This window comes from Bradyrhizobium sp. 170 (assembly GCF_023101085.1).
In the GTDB taxonomy this organism is placed as follows: Bacteria; Pseudomonadota; Alphaproteobacteria; order Rhizobiales; family Xanthobacteraceae; genus Bradyrhizobium.
In genome coordinates this window covers 16,896-37,879 of the sequence record NZ_CP064703.1, presented here as the reverse complement: position 1 = coordinate 37,879, position 20,984 = coordinate 16,896, and the positions used below count along the sequence as shown (strand labels likewise).

Below are 20,984 nucleotides of genomic sequence, written 5' to 3'. Positions count from 1 at the left end.
CATTCCCACGGTATTACGATCGTCATAATACTGTGGACGCGCTACCTGCCTTGCGCCACAATGCGCCAAAACATCGGGGAGACTGCCGTGAGTTCAAATCCACAATTCCTGTTCGATTTCGGCAGCCCCAATGCCTTCCTCAGCCACGAAGCGATTCCGGCGATCGAACAGCGCACGAACGTGAAGTTCGAATATGTGCCGATCCTGCTCGGCGGCATCTTCAAGGCCACCAACAACAAGTCGCCCACCGAAACGCTCGCCGGCATCAAGAACAAGCGCGAATTCCACGCGCTGGAAACCGAACGCTTCCTGAAGCGGTTTGGGGTCAAGCCCTATGTCTGGAATCCATTTTTCCCGGTCAACACGCTGAACCTGATGCGGGCGGCGGTGGCCGCCCAGCTCGAAGGCGTATTCGAGAAATATGTCGAGGCCGCCTTCCATCACATGTGGGTCGAGCCGAAGAAAATGGATGACCCCGAAATCGCGGCCAAGGCGCTGGCCTCGTCCGGCCTCGATGCCGCCAAACTGCTGGCGCGCTCACAGGACGCCGACGTAAAGGCCAAGCTGACCGAGAACACACAAAACGCGGTCGAACGCGGCGCATTCGGCTCGCCGACGTTCTTCGTCGGCAAGGAAATGTTTTTCGGCAAGGAGCAGCTTCGCGAAGTCGAGGAAATGGTCTCGGGGAAATAGCCGCACGAATTCGACTGTTCGGCGAGAAGTGGTAAAGAAGCGAATGGTGAATAGCGAATTGTGAGTGGTAGGATTGATACGCGGACTCCCTACTCGCCATTCGCCCATTCCAAGACCAACAACAAAAGGAAGCTATCGCATGCGTATTCTCGTGGTCGGCGCCGGCGCCATCGGTGGCTATTTCGGCGGCAGGCTGCTTCAGGCAGGAAACGACGTGACGTTCCTGGTCCGGCCGAAGCGCGCTGCCGAACTCGCAAGCTCAGGCCTCATCATCAAGAGTCCCGCCGGCGACGTGACGCTCAAGAACCCGCCGACGGTACAGGCCGACAAGCTCGCCGAAAAATTCGACGTCGTGCTGCTGAGCTGCAAGGCGTTCGACCTGGAAGACGCGATCAAGTCTTTTGCCCCCGCGGTCGGGCCGAAAACGGCGATTATCCCGCTGCTCAACGGCATGCTGCACCTCGACGTGCTGGACAAGAAATTCGGAGCTGACCGCGTGCTCGCCGGCCTCTGCGCGATCGCGGTGACGCTCAACGAGGCCCGTGAGGTGGTCCAGCTCGCGCCAATGCAGTCGCTCAATTTCGGCGAACGCGATGGCTCCCTATCGGAGCGGGTGCGCGCGATTGCGAAAGTGTTTGAGAGCGGCAAGTTCGGCGCGGTGGCCAGCGAACACATCATGCAGGACATGTGGGAGAAGTGGGTATTCCTCGCTTCGCTCGCGGCGTCGACCTGTCTGATGCGCACTTCGGTCGGCAACATCCTGGCGGTCGCCGGCGGCAAGGATTTTCTGCTCGGCATGCTCGATGAATGCAGCGCGATTGCGAAGGCGTCAGGCTACGAGCCGACCGGCCCGTTCTTCCAGCGCACCAGCGGCTTGTTGACGGCCGAGGGCTCGCCGATGACCGCCTCGATGTTCCGCGACATCAAGGCGGGCCTGCCGGTCGAGGCCGACCATGTGATCGGCGATCTCGTCGCGCGCGCCGACGCCGCCAAGATCCCGGTGCCAAAACTGCGCATCGCCTACACCCATCTCAAGGCGTATGAGAAGCAGCGGAGTTAGTTGGACCCGTAGCTTGGAGAAGCCAACGGGTCGCGCGAATGCGCGCCCGATGACAGGCTCCGCGTAATCCGGGGACATTCGTTCCTGCTGGTCGAATTATCCCCGGGTTGCGCTTCGCTTCACCCGGGCTACGCCACCTTCAAAGGTGCGCGAGATAATGCGCGAGCGCCTCGATCTCTTCCTCGCTGAGAGGAAACGCGACATCCGCCATCGCCGCCATGGCGCCACCGGCGCGCACGCCCGATTTGTAATCCCGCAGCGCCTTCACGAGATATTCCTCGCGCTGGCCGGCGACGCGGGCGACCGCCTTGGTGCCGGCGTAGGTATCCATGTGGCATGCAGCGCAGCGCCGGCCGACGGCCGCCTGTGCGCCCTTCGTTGAAAGGTCCGGATTGTCGTCGGGCTTGGGCGTCTTCGGCGGCGGAAGCGAGGCGTAATAGGCGCCGAGGTTGCGGATGTCCTCATTGTTGAGCTGCTCGACGATCGGCTGCATCTGCTCGTTCTTGCGGGTGCCGGCACGAAAAAACACGAGCTGCCACTGAATGAAGAGATCGGGCTGGGCCGCGAGCGAGGGGGTGTTCTCCATCTGCGAAATACCGCCCTCGCCGTGGCAACCGACGCACAGCTCGGCCTTCTCCTTGCCGGCCGCGATGTCGGCGGCGCGAACAGCCGAACCGCCGGCGATTGCCGACGCCAGCACGATCCCGACCAATGCATTTCGCATGTGAACTCCTCTGCAGCGCACCCCAAACAACAGGGGCTGCGGCCACCCGTTCCCGAGTAACCGCAGCCCCTGATCGGTTGACGTCCTACTTCTTGTAGCTGATGCGATAGATGGCGCCGGCCCAGTCGTCGGACACCAGTATCGAACCGTCCTTGTCGAGGATGATGTCGTTCGGACGGCCGAGATAGCCCGTATCGCCCTCGAGCCAGCCGGAGGCAAAGATCTCCGACTTGGCGTTCTTGCCGTCGGCATCGACGATCACGCGCTTGATCCGGGCGCCCTGGTACTTGTACCGATTCCAGGAGCCATGCTCGGCGATCAGGATGTTGTTCTTGTACTCAGGCGGAAATTGGTCGCCGGTATAGAACTTCATGCCGAGCGGCGCCACGTGTGCACCGAGATTGACCACGGGCGGCGTGAACTCGGAGCACTTGTGACCCATCGCGAATTTCGGGTCCGGCATATCGCCCTGATGGCAGTAGGGATAGCCGAAATGCTCGCCGATCTTCGAGATCATGTTGAGCTTGTCGCTCGGCATGTCGTCGCTGATCCAGTCGCGCGCGTTCTCCGTGAACCAGTATCGCCCCGAGCGTGGATCGACGTCGCCGCCGACGCTGTTGCGGACGCCAAGCGCCCAGATCTCGGCATTGCCGGTTTTGGGATCGACGCGGCGGATCTGCGAGAGGCTGGTGGGCGGGATGCCGATGTTGAAGGGAGGTCCGAACGGCATATAGAACCAGCCATCCTTGTCGACGGCGATGTATTTCCAGCCATGCGCAACGTAGGTTGGCATGTCGTCATACACCACCTTGCCGGCGCCGAGATTGTCGAGATTGGCTTCGGCGTTTTCGTATTTGATCAGCTTGTTGATCGCGACGACGTAGAGCGCGCCATCGAGAAAGGCGAGGCCGGTCGGCATGTTGAGCCCCTTGAGGACGGTCTTGACCTCCCTCTTTCCGCCACTCTCTTTGATCGCGTAGACATTGCCGAGGCTGAAGGAGCCGACAAACAGCGTGCCCTTGTCGCCCCAGGCCATCTGCCGCGCCTCCAGAACGTTGGAGGCATAAACTTCTATACTGAAGCCTTGCGGCAGCTTGATCTTCTTCATCGTTGCCGCAAGTTCGGCGTCCGATACGCCGGTCGGCGGACCGGAGGGCGGCGCCTGGCCCTTCTGGGCTTCGGTCTCGTCGCCGAGGAACCAGTCCGGCGGCGGGTTGGTCCAGAACTCCTTGGTGCCGGACTCGTATTTCTTCAGGGGCTTCTGTTGCGCGTTGGCCTGGCCAGCCCCTGCGACAACGAGGATGGCTGCGAGCGCAAGAATGGATCGATTGAAAGCCGATTTCATCGCGTCACTCCCTATGCAGCCTGGCGGCTGCGCCTGTTATTATTTTGAAACGTTCGAGAGACGAACTTGGTCTGGTAAAAAGAAACAGACCACAAAATGGTAGCACATCCGATGCCGGAGAGAAGCGCAGGCTGCGCCGCTCTGTCAGACCAAACCAAATTGTGAGATGGATTGCTAAGCAGCTGCGTTCGCAGTTGCGCCCCGCTGCACCGCAATATTCGTGTCGAGCGAACGCATGCGCCTCCTCGCAAGGCGCGCAAGTGGGCGGCGTTCCACATCAGCGGATCGCGCGTCATCTTTCCTGACGGCAAATGGGCAACGCAATTGTGGCCCATTTCATAGTGGAGGGGCCAAATCCCTGAGAAACTTTTCGCATGCCCTTACGAAGTACCGGTCTCCCTCGACCGGGCTTGAGCGAGCGTCCGTATGGCCAACAAGCGGATCATTCTGCTCTCGGACGGCACCGGCAATTCCGCCGGCAAGGTCTGGCGCACCAATGTATGGCGGACGTTCGAGTCGCTCGACCTGACGAGCTCGGAACAGATTGCATTCTACGACGACGGGGTCGGCACCTCATCCTTCAAGCCCTTCGCGATCCTGGGCGGCGCCTTCGGCTTCGGTCTGAAGCGGAACGTGCTGGATATCTACAAGTTTGCCTGCCGCAATTATCGCTCGCATCTCGACTATCTGGCGCTCGAAGCCGCCGCCGCCAAAGCAGAAAATCGCGAAGAGAAATGCGGCCCCTACCAGGGCGACGACATCTTTGCCTTCGGGTTCAGCCGCGGCGCCTTCACCATCCGCGTGGTGAACGGGCTGATCTGCGAACAGGGGCTGGTGAGCTATCAGACCGAGGAGGAGCTCGATCGAAAGGTCGCCGCGGCCTACCGGGCCCACCGGGCGGAATGTTTCAAAACGCGATTTCAGGTCGAATGGGTGTTCCGAAAACTGCGCGACCTGTTCGTTTCCGCCGAGCATGACAAGAATCAGCGCCCGGTCGATCATGTGGCTTTCCTCGGCCTGTGGGATACCGTTGCCGCCTACGGCCTGCCCATCGACGAGATGACGAGGGGCATCAGCCGCTATCTCTGGCCGCTCGAACTGCCCGACCGGCAGCTTAATCCCCTGGTTCGCAAGGCCTGCCATGCCCTCTCGCTCGACGATGAGCGCACCACATTCCATCCGCTGCTGTGGGACGAGAGCCCGGAAACTGTCGCTACCGGCACCAGAGGCACCGATTCGGAACGGATCACGCAGGTCTGGTTCGCCGGCGTGCATTCCAATGTCGGCGGCGGATATCCCGACGATTCGCTCGCCCATGTGTCGCTCACCTGGATTCTGTCCGAAGCAAAGCGTCGCGGCGTCACCCTGAAGGAAGCTCCGGACGCGGATCCCGACGCCTTCAAACGCGTCCGATCGACCCAGGACAAGCACGGCCGGATTTATGATTCGCGAAACGGGCTGGGCGGCTACTACCGTTACGGACCACGGAGCGTAGCCGCGCTGTCGGACACGCGATATTCGGACGACAAGCGCGACTGCGTGAAGATCGCGATGCCGAAAATCCACGAAAGCGTGTTCGCGCGCATCGCCATCGATGCGCATCTCTATGCGCCGGTCGGACTGCCGCCCGCCTACGAAATCCTGACCTACGACGAGAAGATCGTTTCACCGGACAAGCTGGGGTACGAAACTTCCAAGGCTGCGCGCGGACGCGCAAAGACGCAGGAACACGTTGTCGGAAGTTCGATCTGGCGGCGGCGCATCATTTACTTCCTGACCGTGATCGCCTCGGTCTATCTGCTGACCTATCCGCTGACGTCTCAATTGCTCCCCGCGGCCGAGTACACCACCCGGCTCAGGCCGGTTTCCGACGTGATCCGCATGGTCGGCATGGCCCTGCCGGAAGCTGCCTCACGCTGGATAAACGCGTATGCGAGAGATCCACTTTCGTTTGTGCTTCATGCAGGACTTGTCGCGCTGTTGCTGTGGTTGAGCGCCGGCCTCCGGAGCTGGATCACCGACCAGATGCGTTCCGCGTGGCGGGTGAGCCTGTCGAAATTCGACATACATGCGCAGCATTCCGAGCCGCGGGACCGCTTGAGCACATTGCAGAAACTGCTCTGCTTTGGCCTGTTACCGATCGCGCTCTATCCGGCGCCGGGCTGGTTCGGATACCCGATCCCCGCGGCGCCGGAGGTCCTGCAGATATTCATCGACAGCATTACCAAGCCCTATTTCCGGTTCTTCGCCATCATGATCCTGATCACGATGTTGCTGACGGACTCGGTGATCGCCTGGCTCAGGCTGAAGGACGCCTACAAGCAAGTCATCACCACTATCAAACTCAAGATTGCGCCAGGAATCTTCGCGCTCCTGTTTCTGTACGGCGGCGTCGCGCTCGCGAGCCATTACATTTTCAATGTCCGGGACAGTTTCGGTAATTTCTGCGAGCCAGACCCCAAGGCGAGCAAGCTCGACCTTTGTACGTCGGCCGAGGTGGGGCTGTGCACCCAGGCGGCCGACGGCACGCTTCCCGACACGTGCAGGAAACTCTGTGCCGTGAAAACCGAATTTGACACCCGCAATGTTTGCACGTCGACCAAGGTCAAGGTTTTTGCCTCCCAGACTTACACGTTCGAGATCAGCAAGACGGATGAATGGTCATTTCTTGGCGCACCCTCGGGCCCGGGTGGAATGCCGTTGAGCGAGTTCTGGCACCACAAGGACGCCGGCTGGTGGGGTTCGGCGGTCGCCTTGGCGCAAATGACGGCCTTGAGTGCCGCATATCCGATCAGACGCACTTTCGATCGTCCGTTTGGACGGGTCATGACCCGCTATGGAGAGACCGGCAATACGGAAAACTTCATCGACACGCGCGACGACCCTCGAACGGTCGAGTATTTGAGCGAGACGTTCAAGCCGAAGAACGACGGCGAGCTTTACGTCTATTTGAACAAGCCGGTGAGCGGGTTCTGGCCGGGCCTTTTCCGTGACGTGAACACGGGAACGGCAAGGGTTCGGATCGTTCGCATTCCGAGCAAGTGATGTTCGATAAGGGTTCGGCCGGCAGCATGCATCGTGAAGGCCGTATCGTTAGGCGCGCATCGGCCCGCCAACGACAAGGCCGCCAAACGGCGGCCTGTCATCGATCCGGTAGTTTGCCATAGAAGAAAAATCTGGAGCGGGCGAAGGGGCTCGAACCCTCGACCCCGACCTTGGCAAGGTCGTGCTCTACCACTGAGCTACACCCGCATCCGAGATGGCGGCGAACGTTCGCCGTCAACGGCAGACCTATGCCAAATGCGGACCGTGAATGCAACAGTCCGCGTGCGATCCGATGCCACGCGGATCATCCGATTTCATTAACAAATGGGAGCGAATCGGTCCGAAACAATGCCTAAACGGGGATTGTCGGCTCCTTGAGCCCAAGTCGGGAGCCCAAGTCGGGAACCCAAGGCCAGGCCGCCAGCGCGACGCGGGGCGATTCGGGGCATTTTTCGAACCAGCCTCCCCAACGTCCCCGTCATTTGGTCCCACACGCCGCAATCGCCCATCGAAGGTCCCTTGCGACGGTCGCTTGCGACGGTCCCTTGGCTTGCCTCGGCGGGGCATCGACGTCCCGAGGAGGGTTCCGGCCCATCCGGCCTCCGATAATCCGGAAGACGCCTGCCGATTGAATTTTGTGGCCAAGCCGCCATCTAGCGGAGGAGGAACTTCGCCCCTAGCCGTGCTAGAACGGGCCCGAATTCCAAAGACATCTTCTCAAGACATCAGGCGAGGATACCGTGACGATAGTTGAGCAGGGCGGCGGCCCGGCGCCGCAGGCAGCACCCGATCTGATCAAGGAGACGACCACCCAGACATTCGTGAAGGATGTCATCGAGGAATCGAAGCGTCAGCCCGTGCTGATCGACTTCTGGGCGCCGTGGTGCGGGCCTTGCCGCCAGCTCACGCCCGTTCTCGAAAAGGCAGTCCGCGCGGCGAAGGGCAAGGTCAAGCTGGTCAAGATGAATATCGACGAGCATCCGGCCATCCCCGGCCAGATGGGCATTCAGTCGATCCCGGCCGTGATCGCGTTCGTGGGTGGCCAGCCCGCCGACGGCTTCATGGGCGCGGTGCCGGAGAGCCAGGTCAACGCCTTCATCGACAAGCTCACCAAGGGCATGACGGCGCCGGGCGAGCCGAACATCGCAGAGATCCTGCAGGAGGCCGAGACCGTGCTGGCGGAAGGCGACCCTGCCGCGGCGGCCCAGATCTACGCCGAAATACTGGGTTTCGATGCCACCAATATTGCTGCGCTGGCGGGGCTCGCGAAATGCTATGTGACGACGGGCGCGGTCGAACAGGCCAAGCAGACGCTGGCGATGGTGCCGGAATCGAAGCGCAATGACGCCGCGGTCAAGGCGGTGCAGGCCTCGATCGATCTCGCCGAGCAGGCCCAGGCGGTCGGTCCGGTGACCGAGCTGGAACAAAAGGTCGCCGCAAACCCGCTCGACCATCAGGCGCGATTCGACCTTGCGACCGCGCTCAACGCACTCGGCAAGCGCACAGAGGCGACCAACCAGTTGCTGGAGATCGTCAAGCGCGATCGCAAGTGGAACGATGACGGCGCGCGCAAGCAACTGGTGCAGTTCTTCGAGGCGTGGGGCGGCGCCGACGAAGCCACCGTCGAGGGACGAAAGCAGCTGTCGACGATTCTCTTCTCGTAGAGCGTATTCCACCGAACCAGCAAACTGACCGGGACTGCAAATGCCGATCAATGCCGAATACCGCGGACCCGGCGAGCTTCCCGAAATCATTCCGGTGTTTCCATTGCCGGGCGCGCTGTTGCTGCCGCGCGGCCAGATGCCGCTCAATATTTTCGAGCCGCGTTATCTGGCGATGGTAGACGACGCGCTACGCGACGGTCACCGGCTGATCGGGATGATCCAGCCGGATACTTCGCACAGCAGGGACGAGGCCCGGCCGGAGCTGTTCCGGGTCGGCTGCGTCGGCCGCATCACGCAACTCGCCGAATCCGGCGACGGCCGCTACATCCTGGAACTGACCGGCGTCGCGCGCTTCAAGGTGGTCGAGGAAATCTCGGCACTGACCGCGTACCGGCAATGCAAGGTGGATTTCTTTCCCTATGCCGACGACTTCGTTGCGCGCAAAGGCGAAGAAGCCGTCGACCGCGCGGCCTTGCTCGACGTGCTGACCGATTTTCTCGAAGCCAACAATCTGAAGGTGGATTGGGAAGGTATCGAGAGCGCGCCGAACGAGGCGCTGGTCAACGCGCTCGCCATGATGTCGCCCTATGGTCCGGCGGAGAAGCAGGCGATGCTGGAAGCGCTCGACCTGAAAACCCGCGCCGAGATCCTGATCGCGGTGACCGAAATGGACCTCGCCAAGAAGCGAACCAGCGGCGACACCGGGCTGCAGTAGCGCTTCAGAGCCCCGTTCCGATGGAATCGGAACGGGGCTCTGGATTTTTGATTTGACGCGTTTTCTTGTCGCGAACCGGTCTCCACTTCGCTGGAAAACGCTCTAGTACCCGGCCACCGCGAGCACGACGACGGCGCCGAGCGCTTTCCAGCCGAAGCCGCGGCCACGCGACCACCAGGCATTGGCGGCGGCGGCAAAGGCGTAGACCGCGACGATCGTCACGACGATCCAGTGCCGCGCGCTCTCCGACCCAAACGACGGCGCGGCAATCAGCAGCACGCCGCCACCGATCCAGGCCACCGTACCCGCCTGCCATACGAGGCGGATCAGGGTCCGCAGGCTCTCCGGCTGGATGGTCGCCCTGGCAAACACCTTGGTTTCCCCCAGCACGCCGTGAATCAGGGCCACCGCTATTCCGGCGACGCCAGCGCATTGCAGAATGAGATCGCGCATCGGATGTCTCCATACAGTACTGTATGGTTATGCGCTGCATTCTGGCGCGTGTCAATACAGTAGTGTATGGTGGCGGCATTGCGGGACCCGACCATGAACGATCAACTATCGGCAAAGGACTGGCTCGATCAGGGCCTGAAAGCATTGGCGAGCCGTGGCTTCACCGCGCTGAAGGCGGAACCTTTGGCCAAGGCGATGGGGGTGTCGCGCGGCAGCTTCTACTGGCATTTCGCCGATATCGGCGCGTTCCATGCCGCGATCCTTGCGCGCTGGCACGAGGTTGCGGCCGAGCAGATCATCGCCAATGTCGAGGCGGCCTCGAACGACGAGAACCCGCTCGCGCTGCTGCTGCGCCGCGTGTTCGGCGAGCGGCTGATGCTGGAACGGGCGGTCCGCACCTGGGCAAGCGTCGATCCCGCCGCCCGCGCCGCCGTGCAGGCGATCGATCGGCGGCGGCTAAGCTATGTAGAGGGCCTTCTGGCGCAGTCCGGACTATCGGCGGAAATTGCCCGCGCCCGCGCCCAAATTTTCTATTGGGCGTTTCTCGGCTTCGCACTCTCGGACCAGCCCTTGCCGAAGGCACGGCAACAGGCGGTGCTCGGCGAACTGGTGCGGATGGCTACGTCATGACAGCTTGCGATCGGATGTGCTAAGGACCGCGCCAAGCTGGAGACTGCAAATGAACGCCACGCCCGAACGCCTCGACAGCACCGTCGATCCGAAGCTGCTCGAGATCCTCGTCTGCCCTGTGACCAAGGGTCCGCTGGAATTCGATTCGACGCGGCAGGAACTGATCTCGCGCTCCGCAAAACTCGCGTATCCGATCCGCGACGGCATCCCGATCATGCTGCCGGAAGAGGCGCGGAAGATCGATTGAGGGAAATCCGGGTTGGCTCGATCCGGTAAGGCCGTTCCCCGGATTTCGCTTCGCTCCATCCGGGCTACAACGACTGCACCCTACAGCGCCTCGCCCTTCAGCAGCCGCGGTACTTCGCCCGACAAACCTGCGGCCTGGCGGATGAACAGGCCCTTCAGCGGCGGAGCGCGATCGACGAGGCCAAGCCCGATATCGCGCACGGTACGCAGCAGCGTTGATTCATTCGAGAACAGGAAGTTCAGCGAATTGGTGGCGAGCCCCATCGCCATGGTGTCGAAGCGCCGCCAGCGCTGGTAGCGGTCGAGCACATCGGCCTGGCCGGGATCGATGCCGAGCCGGGCCGCATCGACCACGACTTCGGCCAGCGCCGCGACGTCCTTGAGGCCCATGTTGAGGCCCTGCCCCGCGATCGGATGAATGACGTGCGCGGCGTCCCCGACCAGCGCCAGCCGCTCGGCAATGAATGAGCGCGCGACGAAATAGCCGAGCGGAAACGCGCGCGGCTTGTCGAGCGCCTTGATCTCGCCGAGGTGCAGCCCGAAGCGCTTCTCGAGTTCATCGTGGAATTCGGCGTCGCCGAGCGCGGTGATGCGTGCGGCCTCGGCACGATTCTCGGTCCACACCAGCGACGAGCGCTTTCCAGTCAGCGGCAGGATCGCAAACGGACCCGCTGGCAGAAAATGTTCTTCGGCGCGGCCGTGATGATCCCGCTCATGGCCGACGGTGACGACGATGCCGGATTGATCGTAGTCCCAGCCATGGGTGGCAATGCCGGCGCGCTCGCGCAGTTTTGAGCGCGCGCCGTCGGCGGCGACCAGCAGGCTTGCCTCGATGACATTGCCGTCGGCCAGCGTCACGGTGACGCCATCGGAACGCGAATCGTAGGTCGAAACCGCCGTGGCGCGGAGATCGACGCCTTCAGCCTCGGCGCGAGCCACCAGCGCATCGATCAGCCGGCGGTTTTCGACCATGTGGGCGAAGGGTTCGCCGGGTTCGACATGGCCGGCAAAGGTCAGGAACACCGGACGGGTGGCGTCCTCCAGTTTGGAATCGGTGACGACCATGTCGAGGATCGGCTGTGAGTCGGATACCTTGTCCCAGACGCCGAGCGCCTCGAACAACCGCCGGCACGCGGCCACAATGGCGGTCGCCCGCGGATCGCGGCTCGGCCGCACCGCCAGGGCCGGATCGGCCACGATGACAGGAATATCCGCGCCAAGGCCCTGGCGAAATGCCAGCGCCAGCGCCAGCCCGGCAAAGGCGCCGCCGCAGATGACAATGCTTCGCTGTGCCGCCATGCGATCCTTACCCGGTTACTTCGTCAGACTACGCTTGCTACCTGATAATAGCTGGGCGAAACAGGGCCGAGAAACAAGGTACTTAACGCCCGGGGTCGCGATCAATTGCGCCCGGGATCGACTGAAAGCACACCATGTCCAAGGGCCTGATCGACCTGATTTCCATTCTCGATCTCGAACAGCTCGAGGTAAACCTGTTCCGAGGCAACAGCCCGAAGACGAGCTGGCAGCGGGTGTTTGGCGGCCAGGTGATCGGGCAGGCCATGGTTGCAGCCTGCCGCACCGTCGAGGGCCGCCTGCCGCATTCGATCCATTGCTATTTCATCCTGCCCGGCGATCCGCAGATCCCGATCATCTATCAGGTCGAACGCCTGCGCGACGGCAAGAGCTATTCGACCCGTCGCGTCACCGCGATCCAGCATGGCAACGCGATCTTCTCGATCATGGTGTCGTTCCATGCGGAAGAGGAAGGCGCGTTCAACCATCAGGAAAAGATGCCGGATGTCCCGCCGCCGGAAAAACTCACGGCGGAAGAAGTGTCGAAGCAGCCGATGTTCAAGGAGATGCCGGAATTCATCCGCCGCTACTACGAATCCGACCGGCCGATCGAATTGCGCCCGGTCGAACTCGGCCGCTATTTCGGCCAGAAGATCGACGACGGCCGCATTCATGTCTGGATTCGCACCGCGGCCAAGCTGCCCGACGATCCGGCGCTGCATTTATGCGCGCTGGCCTATGCGTCGGATTTCTCGCTGCTCGATGCGGTGATGGCGCGCTACGGCCGCACGCTGTTCGACAAGCGCATGATGCCGGCTAGCCTCGACCACGCGATGTGGTTTCACCGGCCGTTCCGCGCCGACGAATGGCTGCTCTACGCGCAGGACTCGCCGAGCGCGCAAGACGGCCGCGGATTGACCCGCGGCCTGATCTTCAAGCCCGACGGCACGCTGGTGGCGTCGGTGGCCCAGGAAGGCTCGGTGCGCCAGCGCAGGTAAGCGCCCAATAGCGTTTTCGAGCGAAGTGGGTGCCGGTTCGCATAGCAATCAAGTTTACGCAGATTGCGTAGACTTATCTGCGGTAGAAAACGCGTCAAAACAAAAGACTAGAACCCGGTTTTGATCGAATCAGAACCGAGTTCTAGCGCGCCGCGTCCTAGACCGTGCGGTCGGCCAGCGCGAATTGCGACACGTACCAGCGGGCGTACCAGCGCAGCACCCACGGGATCGGGATGATAAAGACGCAGCCGATCCCGAAAACGATGGTCCGCCACAACACTTCCAGTCCCGAAGCGATGAAGATGACTTCACGATGGGTGCCGCTGATATTGCGGCAGATCCAGCGCATCCAGGCCGTAATCACCCAGGCCCAGCCGATAATCGTGATGAACGAAACATACATCAGGACTTGCCAGCCGACATAACCCAGCGCGCTGCCGTTGAAGGCAATCGGAAGCTGCTGGCCGTTGGAGCTGAGATTTGCGGCGATCCATCGAATGACCATCCAGGACAGCACGGCCTGAATCGGAATGGAGAGGTATTGCAGGTAATAGAGGTCGGCTGCGCCCAGATAGGTCAGGACGCCGATCGCGATGAAGACGTACCAGATGTCGAGGGGCTGGCCGGTGAACCCGATGCTTGGCCGGCCCGGCACGTAAAGCCGGGAAGTCATCCAGCGGTAGAAGCTGGTCGCGGTCCAGGGCGCTGGAATTACAAACAGCATGCCGATGACGAATAGCAGGCTTCGCCCGAGGAAGGACCAAATCGGAAGGTCGGCCGACAGCGCGCCGCCGGCGTAACCGCCGGCCGCAACCGGGGTTGGGCCACCGGGGTGCAGCATGGAGGGTGGACCTGAGCCGCCGGGGACCAGGCCGGGAATGTCGCCGGCCCGCTGCCAGCCCGACATCCCCTCGGTCCAGACCAACGTGTCCGCGCTGACCATGCCCCGGGTAATGAGGTCGCGAAGCTGGGCTTCCGGATAAGGGCCCTGTTGCTGGCCGCTGGATGCATAAAACCACGATCGGTTCGACATTTTCGTCTTGGTCCCTTGAGCCGTGGAGAGAAGCCGGCCGGACGGCTGGCGGTGGAACAGCATTTTGGCGGACGATCTGGCCGCCTGTACAGTGATCGATGTCACCAGCTGGAAATGTTTTCCCCTTCTACCTGCAACTTTTTTGTGCCATTTGCCCAGAAAGATGCCAGATTTGCGTCGGCAGCGATCTGCCCGGCGGTCAGTCTGCCGAGTGCTCAAGAAATATCCAGGGAAATAAAGGCCTGACCATGAAACTCGTCGTCGCGATCATCAAACCCTTCAAGCTTGACGAGGTGCGCCAGGCGCTGACGGCCATCGGCGTCCACGGCATGACGGTGACCGAGGTCAAGGGCTACGGCCGCCAGAAGGGTCACACCGAAATCTATCGCGGCGCCGAGTACGTCGTGAACTTCCTGCCCAAGCTCCGAATCGAAATCGCGGTCGCCTCCGACGTCGCCGACAAGGCGGTCGAAGTCATTACCGCGAACGCGCGTACCGGGCAGATCGGCGACGGCAAGATCTTCGTCACGCCGATCGACCACGCCTTGCGAATCCGCACCGGCGAGACCGATAGCGACGCGCTCTGAGAAATCACAAAAATTCAAGGCGCGGCGGCAACGACGCTGAACGCGAGAAGTCAAAAAACGACAACAGGCCGGGGGAATTCCATGGGGGCACCATCGTATCGTGCAGCAGCGAATGCTGCACTCATCACTGTTGCGGCGAGCTCGCTCGCGACGCCGGCCCTGGCCGCCGAAACGTCCACCATCAACGCCGCCGACACCGCGTGGATGATCGTCGCCACCGCGCTGGTATTGATGATGACGATACCGGGCCTGGCGCTGTTCTATTCCGGCATGGTGCGCAAGAAGAACGTGCTGGCGACGATGGCGCAGAGCCTCGCTGCCGTCGCGATCATTTCGATTCTCTGGGTGGCGTTCGGCTATTCGCTGGCCTTCGTCGGCGACGGTCCCTGGATCGGCACGCTCGATCGCTGGTTCCTGATCGGCATGACGATGGAGAGCGTCCACCCGGCGGCGAAGACTATACCGGAAGTGCTTTTCATGCTGTACCAGATGACGTTTGCGATCATCACGGTGGCGCTGGTGGCGGGCGCGGTGGCGGACCGGATGCGATTCTCGGCCTATCTGCTTTTTTCCGTCGGCTGGTTCACGTTCGTCTATGTACCGCTCGCGCATTGGGTATGGGGCGGCGGATTCCTCGGCACCATGGGCGTACTGGATTTCGCCGGCGGCCTCGTCGTGCATCTTTCCGCCGGCATCGGCGGACTGGTAGCCGCGACGGTGATAGGTCGTCGTCAGGGCTATGGCAGCGAGAACCTCGCGCCATTCGACCTGTCGCTTGCCGTGATCGGCACCGGATTGTTGTGGGTCGGCTGGTTCGGCTTCAATGGCGGATCGGCGGTGGCCGCGAACTCGCGCGCGGTGATGGCGATCACCGCGACACATCTGGCCGCCTGCGCCGGCGCGCTGACCTGGGCCGCGATTGAATGGGCGACACGGCGCAAACCGTCGGTGCTCGGCATGATTTCGGGCGCCGTCGCGGGTCTTGGCACCATCACGCCCGCCTCCGGATTCGTTGCGCCGTGGCACGGGATCGTCATCGGCGTCGTCGCGGGAACGCTCTGTTTCTGGGCCTGCACCTGGCTCAAGCAGCGCTTCAAATATGACGACTCACTCGACGTGTTCGGTGTCCACGGCGTTGGCGGATTGACCGGCACATTGCTCGCCGGCGTTTTTGCGGTGAACGCGATCGGCGGCACCGCAGGTCTGATCGAGGGCAACCCGCAGCAGGTCCTGATCCAGCTTTATGGGATCGCCGCCACGCTGGTGTGGTCCGGCGGCGTCACCTTTGTGCTGCTCAAGCTGGTGGGCGTGTTCGCGCCGCTGCGGGTGTCGATGCAGCAGGAGCTGGAAGGCCTCGATATCTCGCAGCACGGCGAAGCCCTGCAATAGGCCGCTCACCCCGTTACCATTTTCTTGCACTGCCTCTGAGCAGCGATTTGTGTCGCTGCTCAGGCCTGCTCATGATTTGGGCAAGCCTGACTACGCTTTGGGCGCGACGGAATGGCGCAGGAAAGTGCAATTCCCGGAAAGGGCGAAAAGGGCCGGATTCATAATCTCTTAGGGAATGGTCCCGATCTGGCACGGCATTTGATTCTAAGGGTCCTGGCTGTGCCCGCGTAGTGAACATCTCCGCGTGGTGAACCTCAGTCGAGAACGCCCGGTCGGTCTGAACCGGGCCCAAGCGGGGATAAGACCCATGAAAATTGTTATGGCGATCATCAAGCCATTCAAGCTCGAAGAAGTCCGTGACGCCCTGACCGCCATTGGCGTTCACGGCCTCACGGTGACGGAAGTCAAAGGCTATGGCCGCCAGAAGGGCCACACGGAAATCTATCGCGGTGCCGAATACGCCGTGAGCTTCCTGCCCAAGATCAAGATCGAGGTCGCTGTCGCCTCGGATCAGGTCGACAAGACCATCGACGCCATCACATCAGCTGCCAAGACCGGCCAGATCGGCGACGGCAAGATCTTCGTCATCAACCTCGACCATGCGGTTCGCATCCGCACGGGCGAGGCGGATGCCGCGGCCCTCTGATTTCGCGCTCAAACCTTACCACTCAGGAGTAAAACCAAATGACGTTTAAACGTCCCTATAGCGCGGGACTGGCGGCCCTCGCAGTCGGCTTGTTCGCCGCGACCGCGGCCTACGCCGAACCAACCGTCAACAAGGGCGACAACGCCTGGATGCTGACGTCGACAGTGCTGGTGCTGTTGATGACCATCCCGGGCCTGGCGCTGTTCTATGGCGGTCTCGTCCGTTCCAAGAACATGCTCTCGGTGCTGATGCAGGTCTTCTACACCGTCTGCATCGTCGTCCTGCTCTGGACGCTCTATGGCTACAGCCTCGCGTTCACCGGCGGTTCTGACTTCATCGGCGGCTTCTCCAAGGCCTTCCTGATGGGCGTGACCCTGGAATCGAAGGCCGCAACCTTCAGCGTCGATGCCAACATCACCGAGCTCATCTATATCTGCTTCCAGATGACCTTCGCGGCGATCACCCCCGCCCTCATCGTCGGCGCCTTCGCCGAACGCATGAAGTTCGCGGCGGTTGCCTTGTTCGTTCCGCTCTGGGTGACACTGATCTACCTCCCGATCGCGCATATGGTTTGGTACTGGCCCGGACCGGATCTGATCACGGACGCAGCCAAGGCGCTTGCCGCGGCGGCTGACGGTGCGGCGAAGACCGCGGCGCAGGCCAAGCTCGACGAGATCAACGCCGATGCCGGCTGGATCTTCAAGAAGGGCGCAATCGACTTCGCCGGCGGCACCGTGGTGCATATCAACGCCGGTATCGCCGGCCTTGTTGGTGCGCTCCTGATCGGTAAGCGCGTCGGCTACGGCAAGGAGCTGATGGCTCCGCACTCGCTGACCATGACCATGATCGGCGCTTCGCTGCTCTGGGTCGGCTGGTTCGGCTTCAACGCCGGATCGAACCTCGAAGCCTCCGGCGGCGCCGCGCTCGCCATGACCAACTCCTTCGTTGCAACCGCAGCGGCGGCGATGGCCTGGATGTTCGCGGAATGGATCGTCAAGGGTCATCCCTCGGTGCTCGGCGCGTTGTCGGGCGCGGTGGCGGGCCTTGTCGCGGTTACGCCTGCGGCCGGCTATTCCGGTCCGATGGGCGCGATCGTGCTTGGTCTTGTGGTCGGCGTCGTCTGCCTGTTCTTCTGCACCGTGGTGAAGAACTCGCTCGGCTATGACGACTCCCTCGACGTGTTCGGCGTCCACTGCATCGGCGGCATCATCGGCGCGCTCGGCACCGGCATCCTGGTGAATCCGGCCCTCGGCGGTACCGGCGTCATGGATTACGCCCTCGGCAAGATCGCGGACTACGACTTCGTTGCCCAAATGACCTCGCAGCTCTGGGGCGTCTGCACCACGCTGGTGTGGTCGGGCATCGGTTCGGCGATCCTCTACAAGGTGGTCGACGTGATCGTCGGCCTGCGCGTCAACGTCGAAACCGAGCGTGAAGGCCTCGACGTCACCGAGCACACGGAGCGCGCTTACAACATGTAAGTTCTCCCGGGGTGCGATCCCCCAAGGGACAACGTAGTCGTTGCCCCGGGGTCGCATCCACAACTCCGGTTCGGGCACATACCCGGCAATGCCCTGACCGTTGAGGGGCTCCAGCGCAAGTTGGAGCCCCTTTCTTTTTGGCTGGACGCTGCAATTTTCAGTTGAATCTTTTGGTGATGGCATCAGAGTTCATCGGTCGAGGAGCCGTGATGACTCAAACCGTACTTCACTTCGTTTTCACGCCTTCGGGCGCAGGCTGCCTGAGCCAAGCCCTAAAGACCGCTGGCCGCGACGACCAGGTTATCTCCTTCTTCGATGACCTCAGCTTCGGACCCATCAATCCCCCCGATTCGTCGTTGCGGGTGAAATGGGTTGAGAATGAACTTGGCCGGACCGGATGGGACGACGTTACCGCTGAGTCAGAACGGTTCTGGCGCGAGGCGCCTTCCTCCGATCATCGAACGGTCGCGTGGCTGACGCGGCGATCTGCTAAGGAGTATGCCGGCTTTCTCGAGTGGTCGTGGCGGATGCGCGACGCCCCCTACGACGTGGTTGATCTGAGCAACGTGAAGGTATCCTACCGCCCCGAGCACGGCCCGCCCCGGCCGCCGGTCTTCGCCATGAGCCTTGGGATGCTTCATCCGGGCACCGAGACCGATTATGGGAACTGGCCGAACCGTTGCAGCAGACGATACGAGAGCGATACCGGGATCTCTGGCAGCAACTTCGTTCTGAAAATGCGCCGCTACGCGTGGTCGATGGCGATGAGCTCGTGTCCGCGCCAATCTCGTTCTTCGACTCGCTGTTGATGTCCTGCGTGACGGACAATTGGCGGAAAGTGGCGAGGGTCGTTGGCCAGGCATTGGTCCTCCCCATGGATGATTGTATCATCGGGCCTGGCGACCTTTTTCTGGTGGCGCGCGTCAATTCCCTGGTCGAGAGCGGGCGCCTGGAAATTCGAGGCAAATCCGCTTTGGAAATGCATGCCAGCGAGGTGAGGCCACCGCGAACATAAACGGCTCGTGGAACGACAACAAAAGGGAGAGCATCATGAAACTCGAAGGCGGATGCTATTGCGGCAAGGTGCGCTACGTGGCCGAAGGCGAGCCGATGATGAAGGCGCAGTGCCACTGCCGCGAATGTCAGTATATCACCGGCGGCTCGACCAACCTGTTCCTGGTGATGCCGGCCGCCGGCTTCAAATACACCGGGCAAGCCCCGAAGCAATTCACCCGCGCCGATCTGGAACGCGCGGTGACGCGGGAATTCTGCGCCGAATGCGGCACCCACGTCGTGACGCGCCCGCCGGGCCGGCCCGCCGTGGTCGTCAAGGTCGGCACGCTCGATGATCCCAGCCTGTTCGGCGGTCCGCAGATAGCGATCTACACCGTCGACAAGCAGCCCTACCACCACGTACCGGAGGGAATGCCCACCTTCGAGCGGCTGCCGACGCGGTAGCAACAGGAACCGTCACCTCCGGAAATTTGGCTGCGGTGGCTTTGCGCCGCGCCCGGTCTGGTTCCAGACCGCCGTGTGGCCCACTTGGAGAATCGTCACTCGGCGATCCCCGATCGCTTTTGGCACTGTTTTTCAACAAATGTCGTCCAAGGGTGGAAAGGCCGTAAAATCGCTACGGGCACCGATGGTTAATCGCGTCTTAACCTCGCCGTATCTATGGTGGTTTGATGTGTTTCCGGTCATCGGATAAGTCCTTCGGCCGCTATTGAAAGTGCTGGCGTTTCAGACATGGCAATGACCGCCTCTTCCGGCGTGGCGCAGGGCGCCGGCGTACCTGCCGGTCAGGCCGAGCGCTCGCCATTCTTGCGCACAACCGAGCTGCTGGCGCCGTATCGGCCCGCCAAGCCGTTGATTACGCTGTCCTTAGGCGAACCGCAGCACCCGGTGCCGGATTTTGTCGGGCCGGTCCTGGCGAAACATATTGCCGATTTCGGCCGCTATCCCCTTGCCAAGGGCATCGAGCCGTTCCGGCGGGCGGCAGCGAACTGGCTGTCGACCCGGTTCCAACTGCCGCGGCCGGTCGATCCCGAGAGTGAAATCCTGGTGCTGAGCGGCAGCCGGGAGGGACTGTTTTTCGCGGCGATCACGGCCGCCCGTTACGTTGGCCCGCGCAAGGGCAGGCCCGCGATCCTGATGCCCAACCCGTTTTATCCAGCCTATGGCGCCGGCGCTCGCGCCGCCGGGTGCGAACCGATCTACCTGCCGACCACGCTCGCCAACGGATTTTTACCCGATCTCGATGCGCTCGATGACGCGACGCTGGCCCGAACCGTGGCGATGTTCATCGCCTCGCCCGCCAATCCGCAAGGCTCCGTCGCCTCGCGCGATTACTTCATCCGCCTGAAGAAGCTCGCCGACCGCCATGGCTTCATGATCCTGAGCGACGAGTGCTATTCGGAAATCTACACCAGGCAGCCGCCGGGCAGCGCGCTCGAATGCGCCGGGCCCGACTTCACCAACGTCGTTGCGTTCCAGTCGCTGTCGAAGCGCTCGAACCTGCCCGGCATGCGCGTCGGCTTTGCCGCCGGCGACCGAAAGTTTCTCTCCGCCTTTCACGAATTGCGCAATGTCGCGGCACCCCAGGTGCCGGTGCCGCTGCAGCACGTCGGGGTCGCCGCCTATAGCGACGAGGCGCATGTCGAAGAGAATCGCCGGCTTTACCGTATCAAGTTCGACCTCGCCGACCAGATTCTCGGCAGCCGCTACGGCTATGCGCGGCCCGCCGGCGGCTTCTGCGTCTGGCTCGACGTCTCTGAGCGCGGCGGCGACGAGGCTGTGGCGGTCAAACTCTATCGGGATGCGGGCGTCCGCGTGATCCCCGGCAGCTATCTGTCGCGGCCGCAGAACGATGGCTTCAATCCCGGCGCGGGCTACATCCGCCTCGCGCTGGTCTCCGACAGCGAATCAACGGCCGAGGCATTGCACCGGCTGGTCGAAATTCTGGATTAATCGCAGGGCCCC

Annotated in this window: 20 protein-coding genes and 1 tRNA gene; 15 read left to right on the top strand and 6 right to left on the bottom strand. The window is 62.2% G+C overall.

Annotation, left to right across the window (positions count from 1 at the left end; all coding sequences use genetic code 11):
- Positions 1-87: 87 nt before the first annotated feature.
- Together IVB05_RS00185 and panE are read left to right on the top strand one after the other, a co-directional pair.
- The gene (locus IVB05_RS00185) at positions 88-693 is read left to right on the top strand and encodes a 2-hydroxychromene-2-carboxylate isomerase (protein ID WP_247782433.1); all 606 of its coding nucleotides are present in this window, start codon (positions 88-90) and stop codon (positions 691-693) included.
- A 139-nt stretch (positions 694-832) separates the two neighbouring features.
- Positions 833-1,753: a 2-dehydropantoate 2-reductase gene (gene panE / locus IVB05_RS00180; RefSeq protein ID WP_247782432.1), complete on the top strand. Its 921-nt coding sequence runs from the start codon at positions 833-835 to the stop codon at positions 1,751-1,753.
- Between the two features lie 139 nt (positions 1,754-1,892).
- Here the strand turns inward: panE and IVB05_RS00175 are convergent, their stop codons facing one another.
- Together IVB05_RS00175 and IVB05_RS00170 are read right to left on the bottom strand one after the other, a co-directional pair.
- Positions 1,893-2,477, bottom strand: a complete 585-nt coding sequence (locus tag IVB05_RS00175; RefSeq protein WP_247782431.1) for a c-type cytochrome — start codon at positions 2,475-2,477, stop codon at positions 1,893-1,895.
- Between the two features lie 85 nt (positions 2,478-2,562).
- Positions 2,563-3,822: a PQQ-dependent sugar dehydrogenase gene (locus IVB05_RS00170; protein ID WP_247782429.1), complete on the bottom strand. Its 1,260-nt coding sequence runs from the start codon at positions 3,820-3,822 to the stop codon at positions 2,563-2,565.
- Between the two features lie 426 nt (positions 3,823-4,248).
- Between IVB05_RS00170 and IVB05_RS00165 the strand changes: the two genes are divergently transcribed.
- Positions 4,249-6,867 (top strand): DUF2235 domain-containing protein, encoded by a 2,619-nt coding sequence (locus IVB05_RS00165; protein WP_247782427.1) that lies wholly within the window; start codon positions 4,249-4,251, stop codon positions 6,865-6,867.
- Between the two features lie 132 nt (positions 6,868-6,999).
- Here the strand turns inward: IVB05_RS00165 and IVB05_RS00160 are convergent.
- A tRNA-Gly gene (locus IVB05_RS00160) sits at positions 7,000-7,074 on the bottom strand.
- Positions 7,075-7,607: 533 nt separating this feature from the next.
- Between IVB05_RS00160 and trxA the strand changes: the two genes are divergently transcribed.
- Both trxA and IVB05_RS00150 read left to right on the top strand, forming a co-directional pair.
- Entirely contained in the window at positions 7,608-8,531 is a 924-nt protein-coding gene (gene trxA, locus IVB05_RS00155) for a thioredoxin (RefSeq protein ID WP_247782426.1), read from the top strand.
- Between the two features lie 40 nt (positions 8,532-8,571).
- Positions 8,572-9,246 carry an LON peptidase substrate-binding domain-containing protein gene (locus IVB05_RS00150; protein ID WP_247782424.1) on the top strand — a complete coding sequence of 225 codons (675 nt, stop codon included), beginning with the start codon at positions 8,572-8,574 and terminating at the stop codon, positions 9,244-9,246.
- 102 nt (positions 9,247-9,348) lie between these two features.
- On the opposite strand, the gene IVB05_RS00145 is transcribed toward IVB05_RS00150, so the two are convergent.
- Positions 9,349-9,699, bottom strand: coding sequence for a hypothetical protein (locus tag IVB05_RS00145; RefSeq protein WP_247522825.1), 351 nt, complete (start codon positions 9,697-9,699; stop codon positions 9,349-9,351).
- A gap of 93 nt (positions 9,700-9,792) precedes the next feature.
- Between IVB05_RS00145 and IVB05_RS00140 the strand changes: the two genes are divergently transcribed.
- Both IVB05_RS00140 and IVB05_RS00135 read left to right on the top strand, forming a co-directional pair.
- The gene (locus IVB05_RS00140) at positions 9,793-10,329 is read left to right on the top strand and encodes a TetR/AcrR family transcriptional regulator (RefSeq protein ID WP_247782422.1); all 537 of its coding nucleotides are present in this window, start codon (positions 9,793-9,795) and stop codon (positions 10,327-10,329) included.
- Positions 10,330-10,378: 49 nt separating this feature from the next.
- Positions 10,379-10,576: a Trm112 family protein gene (locus tag IVB05_RS00135; protein WP_108520141.1), complete on the top strand. Its 198-nt coding sequence runs from the start codon at positions 10,379-10,381 to the stop codon at positions 10,574-10,576.
- 80 nt (positions 10,577-10,656) lie between these two features.
- Here the strand turns inward: IVB05_RS00135 and IVB05_RS00130 are convergent, their stop codons facing one another.
- A complete protein-coding gene (locus IVB05_RS00130) occupies positions 10,657-11,874 on the bottom strand; it encodes a ubiquinone biosynthesis hydroxylase (RefSeq protein ID WP_247782421.1) in 1,218 nt (405 codons plus the stop codon).
- 134 nt (positions 11,875-12,008) lie between these two features.
- Here IVB05_RS00130 and tesB point away from each other — a divergent pair, with 134 nt between their 5' ends.
- Positions 12,009-12,869 (top strand): acyl-CoA thioesterase II, encoded by an 861-nt coding sequence (tesB, locus tag IVB05_RS00125; protein WP_247782420.1) that lies wholly within the window; start codon positions 12,009-12,011, stop codon positions 12,867-12,869.
- Between the two features lie 157 nt (positions 12,870-13,026).
- Here the strand turns inward: tesB and IVB05_RS00120 are convergent, their stop codons facing one another.
- Complete coding sequence (locus IVB05_RS00120) at positions 13,027-13,902, bottom strand: DUF4339 domain-containing protein (protein ID WP_247782417.1); 876 nt, start codon at positions 13,900-13,902, stop codon at positions 13,027-13,029.
- Between the two features lie 248 nt (positions 13,903-14,150).
- Here IVB05_RS00120 and IVB05_RS00115 point away from each other — a divergent pair, with 248 nt between their 5' ends.
- The 7 genes from IVB05_RS00115 to IVB05_RS00085 all read left to right on the top strand — a co-directional run bounded on the left by IVB05_RS00115 (position 14,151) and on the right by IVB05_RS00085 (position 20,972).
- Positions 14,151-14,489, top strand: coding sequence for a P-II family nitrogen regulator (locus tag IVB05_RS00115; protein WP_028348351.1), 339 nt, complete (start codon positions 14,151-14,153; stop codon positions 14,487-14,489).
- A gap of 81 nt (positions 14,490-14,570) precedes the next feature.
- Positions 14,571-15,878, top strand: a complete 1,308-nt coding sequence (locus IVB05_RS00110) for an ammonium transporter (RefSeq protein ID WP_247782416.1) — start codon at positions 14,571-14,573, stop codon at positions 15,876-15,878.
- A gap of 307 nt (positions 15,879-16,185) precedes the next feature.
- Complete coding sequence (locus IVB05_RS00105) at positions 16,186-16,524, top strand: P-II family nitrogen regulator (RefSeq protein WP_008142813.1); 339 nt, start codon at positions 16,186-16,188, stop codon at positions 16,522-16,524.
- Between the two features lie 38 nt (positions 16,525-16,562).
- Complete coding sequence (locus IVB05_RS00100; protein ID WP_247782415.1) at positions 16,563-18,005, top strand: ammonium transporter; 1,443 nt, start codon at positions 16,563-16,565, stop codon at positions 18,003-18,005.
- Positions 18,006-18,214: 209 nt separating this feature from the next.
- Positions 18,215-18,814, top strand: coding sequence for a DUF1835 domain-containing protein (locus IVB05_RS00095; protein WP_247782414.1), 600 nt, complete (start codon positions 18,215-18,217; stop codon positions 18,812-18,814).
- A gap of 241 nt (positions 18,815-19,055) precedes the next feature.
- Positions 19,056-19,463: a GFA family protein gene (locus tag IVB05_RS00090; protein WP_247782412.1), complete on the top strand. Its 408-nt coding sequence runs from the start codon at positions 19,056-19,058 to the stop codon at positions 19,461-19,463.
- 288 nt (positions 19,464-19,751) lie between these two features.
- Complete coding sequence (locus tag IVB05_RS00085) at positions 19,752-20,972, top strand: aminotransferase class I/II-fold pyridoxal phosphate-dependent enzyme (protein WP_247782410.1); 1,221 nt, start codon at positions 19,752-19,754, stop codon at positions 20,970-20,972.
- Positions 20,973-20,984: the final 12 nt, after the last annotated feature.